Below are 15,944 nucleotides of genomic sequence, written 5' to 3' on the forward strand. Positions count from 1 at the left end.
CTGATAAACGTATCAATCACAGCGCGTATTTTATAAAATCGATTGCATGATCCCTACTGTTGCCGGTATATCTTCAGGATGAATATTCCTGTCGACAACAAATCGAATGGTTTTGCTGTCAAGCAGCAAAACGAGAATTCCGGCCTGTCTGAGCTCGTTCTGGATTTGTTCTGCCGTTTTTAAGGGGTGTTTCGGATGAACAAGAACAATATTGGTTTCGACCAGGGACAGGTCCACGGACAGACCCGTGAGTACGGCGAGTCCGGAAGCCAGTTTTTGGGCAAGCAGGTGATCCTGCGCGAGTCTTGGAATCATTTTTTTCAAACCGATATATGCGGGTGCCGCAATAACGCCGGCCTGTGGCATGGCTGAACCCATTTTTGTACGCCATTTCCGTGCGCGGCGTATCGTTTCGCGCGAACCCGCAAGTATCGCACCAGCTGGGGCGCAGAGCCCTTTGCAGAGACAGAGGACCACTGTATCGGCGCAAGCGGCAAATTCATTCAGGGGGACGCCGGAAGCGACGGATGCATTGAACAGCCGTGAACCGTCGAGATGTACATAGCCGCCCGCCTGCCTGATCTGACGATAAACTCTCTTCATCTCGGAAATTGGAAGAATCGTACCACCGTGCCGATTATGGGTATTCTCAATGCAGAATACAGAATGCGCGCCCTCCCCAGCCTCCGCGAGATCATCATCGGCGATCTCGCGGCCTTTAATGGCTTCATAAACGCGAAACTTTCTATCTGGCAATAGAAACGCGGTATAGTCATGCGCCGCAATGTGCGAAAATTTTTCAACCCAGATTTCTGATCCTTTGTGACTCAGACTCAGCAGCGCCAGCTGGTTGCCAAGTGTCGCCGTTGTTGTCAGAATGGCGGCCTCTTTTCCAAGCATTTCCGAAGCCGTTTTTTCAAGCAGATTGACACTCGGATCCTCTCCGTAATAGTCGTCTCCCAATTTGGCTTCGCTCATCGCCCGTCTCATTTCTTCCGTCGGCAGGGTGCCGGAATCTGTTCGGTAATCAATCAGCATCGTTGATAAATCCTTTCTATGCACAACTTTGATTCAAGAAAATTCGCTATCTCTTTCTATCATTCCCTCATTTTATCACAAACGGGTGGATAAGAAAAAAACGAACGGGATCCAGGTGATCAATCTGTGAAGCAAAATTTTTTATCGCATTGTTTGACTATAATAAATTGCTGAACTAGTGTGAAACCCTTCCATTTTTTATGTTATGATTAATCTAATAATAGAGATTAGAGGCGAAAAAAGATGAAGAACAATAAGTTGGTCATTGTCGGTGTGGGGCACGTGGGTTCACAAGTTCTTACCGATGCGCTGGCACTTAATCTCTTTGCCGAGATTGCCGTCATTGATCAGGACAGAGAAAAAGCGGAAGGAGAGGCCCTGGACGGAAGTCATATTACGCCATTTACATACTGTCCGAACACGGAATTGTATGCGGCTGATTACGATACGTGCAAGGATGCCGATGTGATTATCGTCGCGGCCGGACCCAGCGTACAAAAAGATGCACAATTTCAGGACCGGGGCACTCTGATTGGAAAAAATGTTTCCGTTATCCGCGAAGTGATGGCGGGCATCAGCAACTATACAAAGGATGCCATCATCATTTTTATCACGAATCCGCTTGATTCAATGGTCTACCTCGCCGGAAACTTTTTTGATTATCCGAAAAACCGTATTTTCGGTACCGGAACATGCCTGGATTCAGCACGCTTCAGAAAAATTGTTGCTAATAAATACGGTGTCGATCCGAAAAGCGTTCACGGCTATATGCTTGGTGAACACGGGAGTACAGCTTTTCCAGTCTGGAGTCTGCTGAACATCGAAGGAATCGGCATCAACCGGCTGGACGACTATTTTTCTCTCGATACACCGCTTGACAAAGAACAGATTGCGCAAAATGTTGTTGAAACCGGGTTCGACATTCTTCACCTAAAAGGATGGACCAATTCAGGCGTTGCCATGGCCGCTTGCACGCTCGCAAAAGCCGTCATGCTCGATGAACACAGCATTTTTCCCGTATCAACAACTCTGAATGGCGAGTATGGGCTCAGCGAAGTAGCGCTAAGCCTTCCGTGTGTCATCGGGCGTCAAGGTGTCGAGAAACGTCTTGCGGTTCCGCTTGATGAGGATGAACTTGGTAAACTGCGTGCCACGGCTGACAGCATTAGAGGGACGATGAAAATTGGCGGACTGATTAAATCCTGAATGACCCGTTGACCCCGTGAATCATGATGAAGGCGCGTCCCACCCAAACGATTAATTGGGTTTTACGAGGGTCCGATTCGGATCTCTCAATCAGATTATCTGTTAATTTTTGAATTTCAGGAAATAAACTGTAATTTTATGCTATTATAGGAATTACAAAAAAAAGAAGCAGATGCGCCTAGAATGGTGACTACATAAAAACCGAAAGACACGATAGAATGAACCTTTTTTCTGTGAATGGTCCAAATGAGGTTTCTATTCCCTAAGACCGGCCGGGCTCATCTGCAATAATCAGAAAACGAGGAGGAGTTTACATGTCAGAGAACTATGTTTACTATCAAGGCGAGTTAGTTAAAGAGGACGATGTGAAAATCAGCGTCCGCAGCAAAGCATTCAACTATGGCCTGGGCGTTTTTGAAGGCATTCGGGCGTACTGGGATGACGAGGAAGAACAGCTGTACGGCTTTAAACTTAAGGAACATTATGAAAGGCTGAAACAATCGGCAAAGACCGTCAATCTGAACTTTGATCTTACAGTCGACGATCTCTGTCGCGGCACGGTTGAACTGCTGAAAAAGAATAACTGTCGCCAGACGACCTACATCCGGCCGATTGTCTACAACGATGCCCAGGACATCGGACCAACACTGGACGTCAAGGACGTCAAAGTCGTTATTTATACCCAGCCGCTGAATAAGTATGCCGGCAAACCTGAACTCAGCGTCGGGGTCACCTCGTGGCGGCGTCTCTCGAACAACCAGCTGCCTCCGCGTACAAAGGCAACTGCAGCGTATATGAATTCCGCGCTCGCAGCTCTTGAAACAAAGCGCGCCGGATTTGATGAAGCTATTTTTCTGACGAATGGCGACAATGTCTGTGAAGGATCCGGTGAAAACATCTTCATCTTTAAAAAGGGCAAGCTGATCACCCCTCCGCCGTCCGACAACATCCTTGAAGGCATTACACGTGAGCTGGTTATGAAACTGGCCAGAGAAGAAATGGGACTGGAAGTACTTGAACGGAGCATTTCAAGATCTGAACTCTATGTCGCAGATGAGGTTTTCTTCAGCGGGACTGCAATGGAAGTGACTCCGATCGTCGAAGTGGATCACAGAACGATCGGGAACGGTCACGAAGGCGAAGTCTGCAAACAGATCAAAAAACTTTTCTTTGGACTGACAACCGGCCGGAATCCGAAATATACCGAATCCTGCACACCGGTTTACGAAAAATAAATTTACTGGTTGCAGAAAGACCGGGACGGAGGGGCGCAATACCTTCGTTCCGGTCTTTTTTGCGCTTCAATCGTCCTAAAAAAAGTGCTGCACGATAAGGGTGACTTTATTGAAGGGCGTACCGCTGCAAACAAGAAGGTGTCAAAAGAGACTGTTCAGCTCTTTTCACGAAACATTAACCTAAAAATTGAAAAAACTATGATAAAATTTTATTAGCGCTCATTTGGAAATCTTTAGCAGCCGGCATGAGTTTATATTAATAATCAGCTTATAGGAAGAGAGGAAGAAAATGACACTTGAGGCTGATCATCTGACAAAAAGATTTCAAGACTTCATTGCAGTAGACAATCTCAGTTTTAAAGCCGAAAGCGGTGAAATTTTCGGACTGATCGGGCAGAATGGGGCGAGGAAGACGACAACCCTTCGCATGATTCTGAATCTGCTTATTCCGACGAGCGGGATAATCAAGTGGAACGGAGAATCGGTCCAACCGTAAATGAAACGAAAAACGGTGATTTTAAAAATCCCGATTTAGAAAAGAACACGGTGGCAATACACGACAACGCAAATGCTGAGGGAAGCCGAAAACGGCTTCCCTTAATTTCTGCTTGAGTACAAGCGGAAAAAATGAATGAAAGTACTTTGACAGATAGAGCAATACATGTTAATATTACTTTAACAGATAGAGTACTTATTTGTTTGATTTCTGTTTGGCCAAATGGACGCTCAAGTTTTCATGCAAAAGTAACAGCTTTGTGTCTGCAAGTGCTTAAGGAAAAAAGGAGACAATAGGAGCCTTGGAGGTGGTTTTATTATACGCAGCGATATTCTGAGAGGCCATCTGGATTCGATTATATTGCGCCTGCTGCGTGATGGCGATTCTTATGGCTATGAACTCTCGAAAACCATCAGCAATTGGACGAACGGGCGTTTTGAGATTAAAGAAGCGACGCTCTATGCCGTGTTTCAGCGGTTAGAGAAAAAACAGTTGATTGAGTCCTATTACGGGGAACGTTCCCATGGGGGAAAACGAAAATACTATACGATCACTTCATTGGGAAGAGCCTATCTGCACGAAATGGTCAGGGAATGGCTGGAAATCAAAGAAATCATGGATCGCTTTATGGAGGGGATGGACGATTGAAACGGCTGAACGCATACATTAATCATCTTTTTGACGGGATACCTGCGGGTGAGCAGAAGGATCGCGTGAAAGAAGAAATCATTAGAGACCTGGAGGAGAAAGTAGCCGATCTTATGGACGAAGGAAAATCGGAGGAAGATGCGGTTAATAAAGTGATCGTTGAGTTTGGCGATATTGATGAAATCAAAAGGGAACTGGATCTCCCGGATAACTCGGCCAGGAGGGGACGTGAAATGGCCCGGCTTAATCTCGGGTTCTCTCTGTGGGGGAGCGGATTAATCATTGCGTTATTAATCTTCATTAACTTTTATTACACACCCGGTATCATCTGGTTTATCTATCCGACTTTTGCTATTGCCTGGTGGCCGCTCTCGATGTTCTATAACTGGTATAGAAAAAAGGTGGACGACAAGTGAAGAATAACGGTCTTCTTGGTTTTATTGCCCTTGGCTCAATGATGACGGCAGTATTCCTGATCGCTGTTAATCTGGTTACCGGATTTTCTCACTTTTGGGCGATTTACCCTTCTGCTTTTCTTATGTGTCCTTTTGTTCTGCTGTTTTATCATGACAAGGGTCTAAAGTTTTTTTCTTTGATAATCAGTCTGGTTTTTACCGGATTGTGTGCATTTCAAAATTTTATGGAAACGCCCGGATATCCCTGGATACTTTATGTTCTAGCACCGGCCGTACTTGGCCCCCTGATGGTGTTTCTCGGGAGACGCAGTCTGACAAGAAAGTTTGCATCAGCCGCCGCATCAGGATTGATAAGTTATTACCTGGCTCTCAACATTTTCTTTGAATCCGGATATCCCTGGGCTATTTTTACAACCTTTGCTTTTTTGTGGTGGCCGCTCAGCCTGTTTCTGGCTAGAAAACCGCTGACGTTTGCGTCGGTCGGATCGGGACTTATCATTCTGTTTTTCAGCGTGCTGAACGAAATGACGACCCCGGAAACAATCTGGGCGATCTACCCGGTTTTTCTCGTTGCCTGGTGGCCTCTTTCTATCTTCTATTTTGTTTATTGTCCGGGAAAAAGGGCAGTCGGAACAATGAATATGAAAAAGTCCTGAAACCTACCTTGAACAGTAAACGTATTTAGTGTTAAAGTATTGAAGCAAGGCGGTAATGTCTCCGCTTGTACAAATTGTTGGGCACACCTGCAGAGGGTATGCGGTGAAAAAGGGCCGGACGGTCCGATGACGGAACAAGCTGGTTCGTCATTAAAAAAGGAGAGACTACAAGAATGAGATTAGCAATTGATGCAATGGGCGGAGATCACGCACCGGAAGCAATTGTTGAAGGAACAATCAGAGCGGCGCAGACATTCCCGGATTTGCACTTCGTTCTCATTGGTGACAGAGAAAAGCTGGAACCGCTGGTCGGTCAACAAAGCAAAATAGAAATCCTGCATACGACTGAAAAAATTGAGGGAACAGACGCCCCGGTGCAGGCCGTACGCCGCAAGAAACAGGCATCAATGGTTCTCGCCGTGCAGGAAGTCCGAGAAGGACGCTGTGAGGCTGCTATCTCTGCGGGAAACACCGGTGCCCTGATGGCATCCGGCCTTTTCGGAGTCGGCCGAATTAAAGGAATCGATCGCCCGGCACTCGCTCCGACTCTGCCAACCATTCATGAAAATAAAGGCTTTCTCTTTCTTGATGTCGGTGCCAATGCCGAAACAAAACCCGAAAATATGCTTCAGTATGCAACGATGGGTTCCATTTACGCTGAAAAAGTGTTGCATCGCTCCAACCCGCGTATCGGTTTGCTGAATATTGGCGAAGAGCCGGGCAAAGGGAATGAGTTGACGAAAAAAGCCTATCAGCTTCTGAGTGAAGCGCCAATCAACTTCATTGGCAACGTGGAGCCGCGCGAACTGCTTCAGGGCCCGGCCGATGTCATTGTTGCGGACGGTTTTTCCGGTAATCTGGTCTTGAAAAGTATTGAGGGAACGGCCATGTCGCTCATTGGGCTGCTGAAAGAAACATTGGGCGGTTCGCTGTATACCAAAGTTCTGACAGGGCTTATGTATGGAAAGCTGAAGGGGATCAAACAGCGCATGGACTATTCGGCATACGGCGGAGCCTTGCTGTTCGGCTTGTCCGCTCCGATTATCAAAGTCCACGGCGCGGCAAAAAGCGATGCGGTGTTCACCGCGATCAAACAGGCCAAAGCGGTTGTGGAAGAACATGTGGTTGAGATCATTGGCGAGACGATCAACGACAGCCAGCACACGTGGCTGAACAGCAAAGCCTGAAAAGAATAACATAAATTGAAGAAAACCTCGGGTATGTTTTTTTACCCGAGGTTTTTTAGCGGTAAAGATAAGAGTGTGATTAATTTGAATGTCCTGGGAAATGCGCGTGAACCGCAGAGCCCCGCTTCATTCCCAGCGATACGGTGTTTCCTGATAGACATAATAGTTCAGCCAGTTTGAGAAGAGGAGATGGGCGTGCGAGCGCCACCGGTTAACCGGTGGCCGTTCAGGATCGTCAGCGGGAAAATAGTGTTCCGGTATATCCGGATCAATGTTTTTCTTTGTATCCCGCTCATATTCCAACGCAAGTGTCCCGGTATCATATTCGAGATGACCGGTGACCATAATTTGTCTTCCGTTGTTTGCAAGCATGATAAACGGTCCTGCTTCTTCGGACGAAGAGAGAAGCTTGATTTCCGGATGGTGCGCGAGTTCAGCCCGGTCAATATCCGTGTAACGGGAATGGGGCGCAAAATAGACATCGTCAAATCCGCGCAACAGTTTTTCCGTCCGATCACCCAGCGTGTGGCCGAATATGCCGGAAAGCTTATGCGGAAGCAGTACCTTATTAATGCCGAAGTGGTAGTAAAGTGCTGCCTGGGCACCCCAGCAAATATGCATTGTCGAGGTTACGGAGGTCTTGGACCACTCCATAATCTCCTTCAGTTCATTCCAATAATCAACCTCTTCAAACGGGAGCTGCTCAACAGGTGCCCCGGTAATAATCAATCCGTCATACTTTTTATGTCTGATTTTACTGAAAACCGTATAAAATTGCTCCAGATGCAAATGACTTGTATGCTTTGATTCATGAGTGGCCGTCCTCATGAAAGAGACATTCACCTGAAGTGGAGTGTTGCCAAGCAGACGAAGAAGCTGGGCTTCTTCCTTCTGCTTTTCAGGCATCAGGTTGAGAATCAATATATTAAGCGGACGGATGTCCTGACTTGCCGCCCGGTCTTCGTTCATCACAAAAATATTTTCTTTTTCAAGGACTTCTCTTGCGGGAAGCAATTCAGGTATTTTAATCGGCATAATATCAGTTCTCCTCACGGTTAACTTGGTTTAATAGCCTTTATAAAATTCTGCTTTATAAAACGATAGCTTGTTTTAACTGCTTTGAGCTGGATTATTTCAATTATAGCTCAGTTTTTACCTTACAGCCAGCATTAATTCTGAGCAGCTGAACGGAATTTAACAAACTTCAATCACTTGAACAGGAAAGAACATTTGATGCGTTTCGATTCATTTTTATTGATGGTTTGTAGAAAAATGGGACACTTTAAAGAAATATAGATTATAATAAAACTTAAATATAGATTTGAAATTTACATACTTTTTTACATTTTTCACTTTTTGGGAGTCTGGGGAGAGGCGACAATGCTGAAATCAACATTCATGTACACATTAAACAGAAAAATAAAAAAACAGTCGGAGCAAGTCTTCGACGGCATTTCGAAGGGAAGAAAGAAAGCGCTGGACAACTGGTTCCGGGATCGCTGGGTGGAACTTGAAAATGTGAGTCAAATGGTTCTCAGTTCTGATGGACGGGAAACGGAAATCGTCAGCGCAATGGCCGGTCGGCTGAACCAGAGCCAGGACTTTATTGAGTTCATGCTTCTTGACGAGCGAGGCACCATTATCGCCACTACCTTCGAAAATCACTTTGGTCTGTCGATAGCCGACTGTCCCAACTTTAAAAAGGCACTGACTAACGAGCGTCTGATGTACGGACCTTACGAAGATCCGAAGACGCTGGATCTCGACTTGACAAGGAAAAAGTTTGCGGATGAGGTCACGCTGATGTTTTCCATTCCGTTGGAAAACGCTGCGGGAATGAGAAGGGTACTCTTGGGACGTGTCCTTAATGACGATATGAGCAATGTGATACAGGACGAGGATACGCATGTCTACAAAGAATCGGGCGATAATTATTTGTTCATGGTCAAAACAGACCGCCCGATCCTCCCCGGTACGGCGATTTCCCGAAGCCGGTTTGAGGACGATGCCTTTACACTGGGGGACAACTTAAAGGACGGGGTCCGGACGGCAAAATGGGGTATGGTCAAAATTCAGAAACATACTGAGTTTGAAATCCGCTTCACCGATCCGAAAACCGGAAATTTGCACCAGGGCGTTCAGAACACGATTGACAAGAGCAGTAATCTGGACGTTTGGCCCGGCTATCCTGATTACAGGCATATCATGGTCGGCGGGAAAGGAACATTGATCCGGCCGCCATACTCTGACGAGGTCTGGGGCATGATGTGCGAAGGGGATATAGATGAAATCTATAATTTTAAAAGTCTTAATCTGCGTCTCCCGCTCTATTTTTCAATCTGGACGGCTATTGCCGGAACCGCTAACGGATTCGCCTTTCATGTATCGGCTGCTGCCGGGATCTGGTGTTCAGCCGCCACTTGGCTGTTTCTGACGTTCTCTGTTTACTTTGCCGCAAAAGGCATGGTTGTTCGCCCACTCAATCGAACGGTCGGTATTCTCCATCAGATCGCCGAAGGAGAGGGGGATCTGACGACAAGAGTAGACAAAAAGTCCAATGACGAGATCGGTGAACTCTCCAGATGGTTTAATAAATTTATTAATAATCAGATGACGATGATTAAACGGGTCGGTTCTTCGGCAAAGGCATCCCAAAGTGCTGCTACAACAGTGTCGGGCATGACGAACAACATTTCCGGAAGTATGAAAACAGTTGCCGGGACTGTAGAAGATCTTGTAGAGACCGCAAAAAAGCAGAATGAAGTTTTCCAAAATGCCCGCGAACATTTCAACAACCTGTCAGCAGCGATACAGGAGATGGGGGCGCTGATTCATCAGGTGACCGGTAAAACGGAGGACACGAGCAGCCGGACAACCCGGGCGAATGAAACTTCATCTGTTGTACTCACTTTGATTAGCGATCTTGAAAAAACAATGAAGGCGACGCTGAACAGAATTGAATCCCTTCATCAGCATTCAGGAGCCATAACCAAGGCCGTGACGACGATTTCTGCGATCAGCGAGCAGACACAAATGCTTGCGCTAAACGCGACGATCGAAGCAGCGCGGGCAGGAGACGCCGGAAAGGGATTTGCCGTCGTGGCAAAAGAAGTCTCGAAACTTGCTGAACGGACAGAAGAGGCCACACGATCGGTCGGAAAACTCGTTGACAATATTCAGAGTGAAACGAACCGGACACTTGAAGAAATTCAGAAAACCGGTGAAAAAGTCAATGATTCGACATCGAAAATCAAGGATACGATCAGCACATTTAATTATATTTCCGCTAACGTCCGTGAAATCGCGGAAAAGATGGAGGCCCTCCTCGACATCACAAATAAAGAAAGCAAAGATTTGAATGAAGTCGTTATCAGCATCAACCAGTCGGCGGACGAAATCAATGAGAGGACGGCACAGGATGCGAGCAGCAGCGAAGCCTCAATTGATTTACTGAAATCGGTATTGGAGGAAATCGCGCGCCTGAAACAGATTACCGACAGTCTTGACTATGTATCGTCCAACATGCAGAACATGGTTTCTTCTTTTAAAACTGTCTGAGGAAAAGAACATCCTATGTGCATAGAATACTGAAATAGAGTTTTAGATATTCGGATTATTGGGTTAAAATATTATATTATTAGTATATAAACTAACGAATGGTTGTATTAAAAAGTGAAGTAAAGATTGTTGTACCATTTTCTCCCTTTTCGATTTAAAACTTCGATGTGAGTTTTGATCAAACTTTTTTAAAAACTACAGCAATATCAATAAGACACCTCTTTTAAATAAAAAGGGGTGTCTTTAATCTTTCAGTAAGTTTAGCTGTTATTGGCCAGTAGAAAAAATCTGCACTTTTTTGACTTTAAGATGAACGAGTTCGTCAGCGTGTAAATCAAGGCGGCTGAATTCCTCTCTATTCATTTCGACATGAAGCAAATCATGTGTATCTGAACGTTCGAGATTCAGACGGACTATTGGGCCAACGGGTTGGACATGTTTAATCTTTGCCTTCAGGGATTGATTTCCGGATTTCTGTTTTTCAATGATAAAGTGATAAGGCCTGACAAATCCCAGGCCTTGCGTGACTTCGCCCGGATACTCCGGAGCATCGGTTTCAAAGTCGCCGTCAACAAATTTTCCCCCGGCGATCTTTCCTTCGAATCGATTGGCACTTCCGATAAAATCGTAAATAAATGGATTAGCCGGATGATCATAAACGTGTTCCGGTGTACCGATTTGTTCAATTTTCCCATCGTGCATAATCACGACCCGATCAGCCACTTCAAAAGCTTCTTCCTGATCATGGGTGACAAAAATACTGGTTATTCCGACTGATTCGTGCAGATGCCTCAGCCAATCCCTCAGTTCCTTCCGGACTTTAGCATCGAGAGCGCCAAATGGTTCATCTAGCAGAAGAATTTTGGGTTCGATGGCCAGAGCACGGGCGAGGGCCACCCGCTGTCTTTGACCCCCGGATAACTGTGAAGGATAGCGTTTCCCGTAGGGTTCAAGGCGGATAAGTGAGAGTAATTTTTCTACTTTCTCTTTGATTTCTTTTTTACTGGGTCTGTATTTTCTTGGCAGTACATTAAGACCGTAAGCGATATTATGAAACACAGTCATATTTTGAAATAAGGCATAGTGCTGAAAAACAAAGCCTACCTTCCGGTCCTTGATGCGAGCGTTGGTCAAATCCTGACCATTAAAGACGATTTGTCCTTCATCCGCCTGTTCCAGACCGGCCACGATTCGAAGCAATGATGTTTTTCCCGATCCTGAAGGACCCAATAAAGCGATAAGTTCACCCGTCTGAATCGTAAAATTAATATTTTTCAGAATTTGAAAAGAGCCATATGATTTAGAGACATGATTTATCTCGATGCTCATGAACAATTCCTCCCCATAATAAATCCACTTCGGGCATGTGATCAGGGTCTGCCGTTCGCTGCCTTTTGAACATTTTTTTCCAGAATCATTTTAAGGATCATCGTGATAATCGCAAACAGCGACATAATCGAAGCCAGTGCGAAAGCGGGGTCAAGCTGATATTCGTTATACAGATTTTCAATTTGCAGCGGCATGGTGTTCGTCATTCCGCTGATATGTCCGGAAACGACCGAAACCGCTCCGAATTCGCCGATGGCGCGCGCGTTACACAAAATAATGCCATACAGGAGCCCCCACTTGATATTGGGAAGCGTGACCCGAAAAAAGGTCTGCCAGGCGCCGGCCCCAAGAACAAGCGAAGCCTCCTCCAACGCCGTTCCCTGATGGTTCATCAATGAAATCAGCTCGCGAGCGACAAAAGGAAAAGTGACAAAAAGGGTGGCAATAACAATGCCCGGCACGTTAAAGACAATATTGATATTATGCGCAATCAGCCAGCGTCCGAGTTCGCTGTGCTCCCCGAACAACAGGACAAAAATCAGGCCGCCAATGACCGGGGAAACGGAAAAGGGGAGATCCACTAATGTGACCAGCATGTTTTTTCCTTTAAAAGCATATTTCGTAACCGTCCAGGCGATCAGAATGCCAAATACGGTATTTATTGGAACAACAGCGAGCGTAACGATCAGTGTCAGGCGAATAGAAGACAATGTGTTTGGATCCGCAAAGGACGAGAAATAGACTCCTGCTCCCTGCCTCAAGGCTTCAAAAAAGATCGAAATCAGAGGAACGACCAGAAAACAAAAAAGAAACAGGAAAACAAGCGAAATGAACAGCCGGCGAACGATTGCTGATTTCAAAGACGATCGGACGGACAAAGTTTGTTTTGAAACATCGGATTGTATCATGTTCTCCATTTAAAACACCTTTTTTTACAGGATTAATTATTTGCAAAGCGGCGACCGTACCACCATTGCAAGACATTGATGACGAGAAGCAAAGCAAATGATAAAAGAAGCATGACCACAGCAATGGCCGTCGCCGCCGAATAGTCAAATTGTTCAAGCTTTGTAACAATCATCAGAGGGGCGATCTCCGTTTTGAACGGCATATTTCCGGAAATAAAAACGACGGATCCATACTCGCCAAGCGAACGGGCGAACGCAAGCGCGAATCCCGACAATGCGGCAGGCAGCAATTGCGGAAAAATCACTTTTCGAAACGTTTGAAAAGGGGAGGCGCCAAGGGATACCGACGCCTCTTCCACTTCGTGTTCAAAGTCTTGGAGGACAGGCTGGACCATCCGCACAACAAAAGGGAGCCCGACAAAGATTAAAGCGACTGTGATACCTAAAGGAGTAAAGGACACCTGAAAAGGGAGCAAGCGGCCGATCCATCCATTCGCGGAATAGAGCGTTGTAAGCGTAATTCCGGCGACGGATGTGGGCAACGCAAAAGGAAGATCGACGAAGCCGTCGATCAGCCTTTTCCACGGGAATGTATAGCGGGTCAGCACCCAGGCAATCAGTACCCCGAAAATAAGATTGACAAGGCCCGCCAGGAGCGATGTTCTGAAGCTGAGCATATACGAAGCAACCACCCTTGGATCGAGGACATCTGACCAGAAAGCATGCCAGCCCATTCTCGCTGAATACACAAACAGCATGGAAAGCGGGATGAGAACAATTAATGACAGGTAAAGTGTAGACAGGCCCAGAGTCAGACCAAATCCCGGAATGACTCTCTTTCTCCGCGATTTCTTGATCACATTCAAGTTCTGATCATCTCCATAAAATTAATACAGGAAAACTGAGACGGACAGCGATCAGTTTTTCGGCTGATAAATCTGATCGAAAGTACCGCCGTCATCAAAATGTTCTTTCTGAGCTTTTGCCCAGCCGCCAAAATAGCCGTCAATCGTCACAAGTTTAATATTTGGAAATTGCTTGCCGTATTTTTGTAAAATGGATTTGTTACGCGGCCGGTAGTAATTCTTCGCGATAATTTCCTGGCCCTGATCCGTATAAAGGTAGTTCAAATAGGCATTAGCCACTTTTTCCGTTCCGTTGCTCTTCGCATTCTGATCGACGACGGCAACGGGCGGTTCAGTCAGGATGCTTATTGAAGGATAGACGATCTGGAACTTGTTCTTGCCCAGCTCATTGAGGCTCAAATAGGCTTCATTTTCCCAGGCAATCAGGACGTCGCCGATTCCTCTTTGCGTGAAGGTCGTGGTTGCCCCGCGTGCTCCGGAATCAAGCACTTTTACGTTTGAATAGAGCTGCTTCATAAAAGCTTTGATTTGTGTTTGGTTATGATGATACTTCTGATCGGCGTAGGCCCATGCCGCCAGGTAATTCCATCTTGCGCCTCCGGATGTTTTCGGATTAGGGGTCACGATGGAGACATCTTTTCTTGTCAGATCGCTCCAATCGTTGATGTGTTTCGGGTTACCCGCCCGAACAAGAAAGACGATGGTTGATGTGTAAGGCGTTGAATGATCAGGCAGCTTTTGCTGCCAGTTTTTCGGGAGGCGTCCTGTCTTGTTCGCAATGGCGTCGATATCACCGGACAGCGCCAAAGTCACAACATCCGCTTTAAGGCCGTCAATCACGGAACGGGACTGTGCCCCTGAACCGCCGTGCGATTGCTGAACGGTCACGGTTTGCCCGGTTTTTCCTTTCCAATAGGTGGCGAACGCCTGGTTGAACTCTTTGTAGAGCTCTCGGGTCGGATCATAGGAAACATTTAATAAATGGACGGACTTGCTGCTGTTTCCGGAACCCGATGCCGCGCTGCTGCTCCCGCACGCGCTGAGGAGGCCGACAATCAGAATGGATACAATAAACAGATTGATTTTTTTCAAGATAGGTTCCCCCTGAAGATTAAAAAGGTTAAATACAAAAGAAAAATGGAACCAAGGCGTGCCGATAATGCACCGGCCAAAGTTGGAAGATCATTCCATTTAGGAATCTGAGCGGTAAGAACTTTAATCGAACTCCCTGACAGCCAGAAGAAGACGCCCAGAAAAACAAGGAAAAGACCAATCCAGACCGCCCGCCAATCTTCTTTTCGAACGAGTTCAAACCAGCCGCTCTTTTTGATTGTTTCCGAATTTCCGGATGATGTTAAATCGACAGACATAAATTAATCCCACCATGCTGATATAAGCATTCTCAAGCTTTGACAGCGGTTATTAGATCAACAGCAACTATAGGACTCTCATAAAATAATTATTCACATAAGATTACTTTACATTTGACTGCAACAATTTTGTATGTTCAACATGAATTCCACCTCGCCTTTTTCAAAATAAAATCCCCATTCTGAAAGAATGAGGACTGTCGATACGTACAGAGTGTCTCCGCACATCCTTATCTTTCAGGAAAACCTGTTGGACTTGGCACCTTTACTTTATGAAAAGTGGTTGCCGGACTTCATCGGGCCAATTCCCTCCGTCTCTCTTGATAAGAGTCAATTAAGTTGGGTTAATCCTACCATGTCAGTATGATTTGTGCAACACAAATATTAAAAAAAATATTATTTTTTTGACTGTTCGCTTTACAGCGACTTAATGATCATGACTCAGTAATGACGAGCGAAATTGATTCCTGATAAAAAACATCTGAATTATTGACAATGATTTTTATTCAGACTAGAATGAACACTACAAAATCTATCCAGAGCGATTGAGGGACTGGCCCGATGACATCCGGCAACCTGCAGGACATATGTCCTCCAAGGTGCCAATTCCAGCAAAATGGTGTTCCATTTTGGAAGATAGGCAGCGTTTTTCAGTGAAACCTTTCCCTTCTTTCAGAGTGGAGAGGTCTTTTTTATTGTTTGAATTATATGTGAGTTTAGAGAAAACAGAGACTTCGTCATAAGCGGTCAGAAGATTTAAGGAGGTGAAAAGATGGCTTTTGTGATTACATCTGCCTGTATCGGTGAAAAGTCCGGGGAATGCGTGGAAACCTGCCCGGTGGATTGTATCTCGGAAGGCAATGAAATGTTCTTTATTGATCCGGATATTTGTATCGACTGCGGCGCCTGCGAAGCCGTTTGTCCGGTTGAAGCAATTTATCCGGAGGATGAGGTGCCGGGGAGCGAACGAACGTATATTCAGCTGAACAGAGATTTTTTCAGGCAAAAATGACGGGAAAGTCTCAAGGGTG

Annotated in this window: 16 protein-coding genes and 2 riboswitches; of the genes, 9 read left to right on the plus strand and 7 right to left on the minus strand. The window is 45.8% G+C overall.

All coding sequences use genetic code 11. The features are described 5' to 3' along the window. Positions 1 to 30: 30 nt before the first annotated feature. Positions 31 to 1,038 carry a threonine aldolase family protein gene (locus IEX81_RS04735; protein WP_188801919.1) on the minus strand — a complete coding sequence of 336 codons (1,008 nt, stop codon included), beginning with the start codon at positions 1,036 to 1,038 and terminating at the stop codon, positions 31 to 33. Between the two features lie 243 nt (positions 1,039 to 1,281). On the opposite strand from IEX81_RS04735, the gene IEX81_RS04740 reads away from it, so the two are divergent. The 7 genes from IEX81_RS04740 to plsX all read left to right on the plus strand — a co-directional run bounded on the left by IEX81_RS04740 (position 1,282) and on the right by plsX (position 6,882). Next, complete coding sequence (locus IEX81_RS04740) at positions 1,282 to 2,244, plus strand: lactate/malate family dehydrogenase (protein ID WP_188801920.1); 963 nt, start codon at positions 1,282 to 1,284, stop codon at positions 2,242 to 2,244. 314 nt (positions 2,245 to 2,558) lie between these two features. Then, the gene (locus IEX81_RS04745) at positions 2,559 to 3,479 is read left to right on the plus strand and encodes a branched-chain amino acid transaminase (RefSeq protein WP_188801921.1); all 921 of its coding nucleotides are present in this window, start codon (positions 2,559 to 2,561) and stop codon (positions 3,477 to 3,479) included. 289 nt (positions 3,480 to 3,768) lie between these two features. Further along, on the plus strand, positions 3,769 to 3,975 hold the full coding sequence (locus IEX81_RS04750; RefSeq protein WP_229727474.1) for an ATP-binding cassette domain-containing protein: 207 nt from the start codon (positions 3,769 to 3,771) through the stop codon (positions 3,973 to 3,975). Between the two features lie 315 nt (positions 3,976 to 4,290). Then, positions 4,291 to 4,623 carry a PadR family transcriptional regulator gene (locus IEX81_RS04755; protein WP_188802097.1) on the plus strand — a complete coding sequence of 111 codons (333 nt, stop codon included), beginning with the start codon at positions 4,291 to 4,293 and terminating at the stop codon, positions 4,621 to 4,623. Continuing rightward, positions 4,620 to 5,039, plus strand: a complete 420-nt coding sequence (locus IEX81_RS04760; protein ID WP_188801922.1) for a permease prefix domain 1-containing protein — start codon at positions 4,620 to 4,622, stop codon at positions 5,037 to 5,039. Before IEX81_RS04755 ends, IEX81_RS04760 begins: the two co-directional genes overlap by 4 nt. Next, positions 5,036 to 5,695, plus strand: a complete 660-nt coding sequence (locus IEX81_RS04765) for a hypothetical protein (RefSeq protein ID WP_188801923.1) — start codon at positions 5,036 to 5,038, stop codon at positions 5,693 to 5,695. Before IEX81_RS04760 ends, IEX81_RS04765 begins: the two co-directional genes overlap by 4 nt. 173 nt (positions 5,696 to 5,868) lie before the next feature. Then, positions 5,869 to 6,882 carry a phosphate acyltransferase PlsX gene (plsX, locus tag IEX81_RS04770; RefSeq protein ID WP_188801924.1) on the plus strand — a complete coding sequence of 338 codons (1,014 nt, stop codon included), beginning with the start codon at positions 5,869 to 5,871 and terminating at the stop codon, positions 6,880 to 6,882. Between the two features lie 126 nt (positions 6,883 to 7,008). On the opposite strand, the gene metA is transcribed toward plsX, so the two are convergent. Beyond that, positions 7,009 to 7,917: a homoserine O-acetyltransferase MetA gene (metA, locus tag IEX81_RS04775; protein WP_188801925.1), complete on the minus strand. Its 909-nt coding sequence runs from the start codon at positions 7,915 to 7,917 to the stop codon at positions 7,009 to 7,011. Positions 7,918 to 8,262: 345 nt separating this feature from the next. Between metA and IEX81_RS04780 the strand changes: the two genes are divergently transcribed. Continuing rightward, entirely contained in the window at positions 8,263 to 10,440 is a 2,178-nt protein-coding gene (locus IEX81_RS04780) for a methyl-accepting chemotaxis protein (protein ID WP_188801926.1), read from the plus strand. A 267-nt stretch (positions 10,441 to 10,707) separates the two neighbouring features. On the opposite strand, the gene IEX81_RS04785 is transcribed toward IEX81_RS04780, so the two are convergent. From IEX81_RS04785 to IEX81_RS04805, 5 genes are read right to left on the minus strand one after another with little or no spacing between them, the layout of a single operon-like run. Next, positions 10,708 to 11,769 carry a sulfate/molybdate ABC transporter ATP-binding protein gene (locus tag IEX81_RS04785; RefSeq protein ID WP_188801927.1) on the minus strand — a complete coding sequence of 354 codons (1,062 nt, stop codon included), beginning with the start codon at positions 11,767 to 11,769 and terminating at the stop codon, positions 10,708 to 10,710. 41 nt (positions 11,770 to 11,810) lie between these two features. Next, positions 11,811 to 12,686 (minus strand): sulfate ABC transporter permease subunit CysW, encoded by an 876-nt coding sequence (gene cysW / locus IEX81_RS04790; RefSeq protein ID WP_188801928.1) that lies wholly within the window; start codon positions 12,684 to 12,686, stop codon positions 11,811 to 11,813. Between the two features lie 23 nt (positions 12,687 to 12,709). Further along, complete coding sequence (gene cysT, locus IEX81_RS04795; RefSeq protein WP_373292337.1) at positions 12,710 to 13,537, minus strand: sulfate ABC transporter permease subunit CysT; 828 nt, start codon at positions 13,535 to 13,537, stop codon at positions 12,710 to 12,712. A gap of 57 nt (positions 13,538 to 13,594) precedes the next feature. Continuing rightward, positions 13,595 to 14,635: a sulfate ABC transporter substrate-binding protein gene (locus tag IEX81_RS04800; RefSeq protein WP_188801930.1), complete on the minus strand. Its 1,041-nt coding sequence runs from the start codon at positions 14,633 to 14,635 to the stop codon at positions 13,595 to 13,597. Then, positions 14,632 to 14,913, minus strand: coding sequence for a hypothetical protein (locus tag IEX81_RS04805; protein ID WP_188801931.1), 282 nt, complete (start codon positions 14,911 to 14,913; stop codon positions 14,632 to 14,634). The genes IEX81_RS04800 and IEX81_RS04805 overlap by 4 nt, the downstream gene beginning before the upstream one ends. Before the next feature lie 227 nt (positions 14,914 to 15,140). Further along, positions 15,141 to 15,243, minus strand: a riboswitch (SAM riboswitch). Positions 15,244 to 15,442: 199 nt separating this feature from the next. Then, positions 15,443 to 15,556: riboswitch (SAM riboswitch) on the plus strand. A gap of 129 nt (positions 15,557 to 15,685) precedes the next feature. Here IEX81_RS04805 and fdxA point away from each other — a divergent pair. After that, positions 15,686 to 15,925 carry a 4Fe-4S ferredoxin gene (gene fdxA / locus IEX81_RS04810; protein ID WP_188801932.1) on the plus strand — a complete coding sequence of 80 codons (240 nt, stop codon included), beginning with the start codon at positions 15,686 to 15,688 and terminating at the stop codon, positions 15,923 to 15,925. Positions 15,926 to 15,944: the final 19 nt, after the last annotated feature.

Source organism: Sporolactobacillus putidus, from assembly GCF_014647035.1.
GTDB classification, from domain to species: domain Bacteria; phylum Bacillota; class Bacilli; order Bacillales; family Sporolactobacillaceae; genus Sporolactobacillus; species Sporolactobacillus putidus.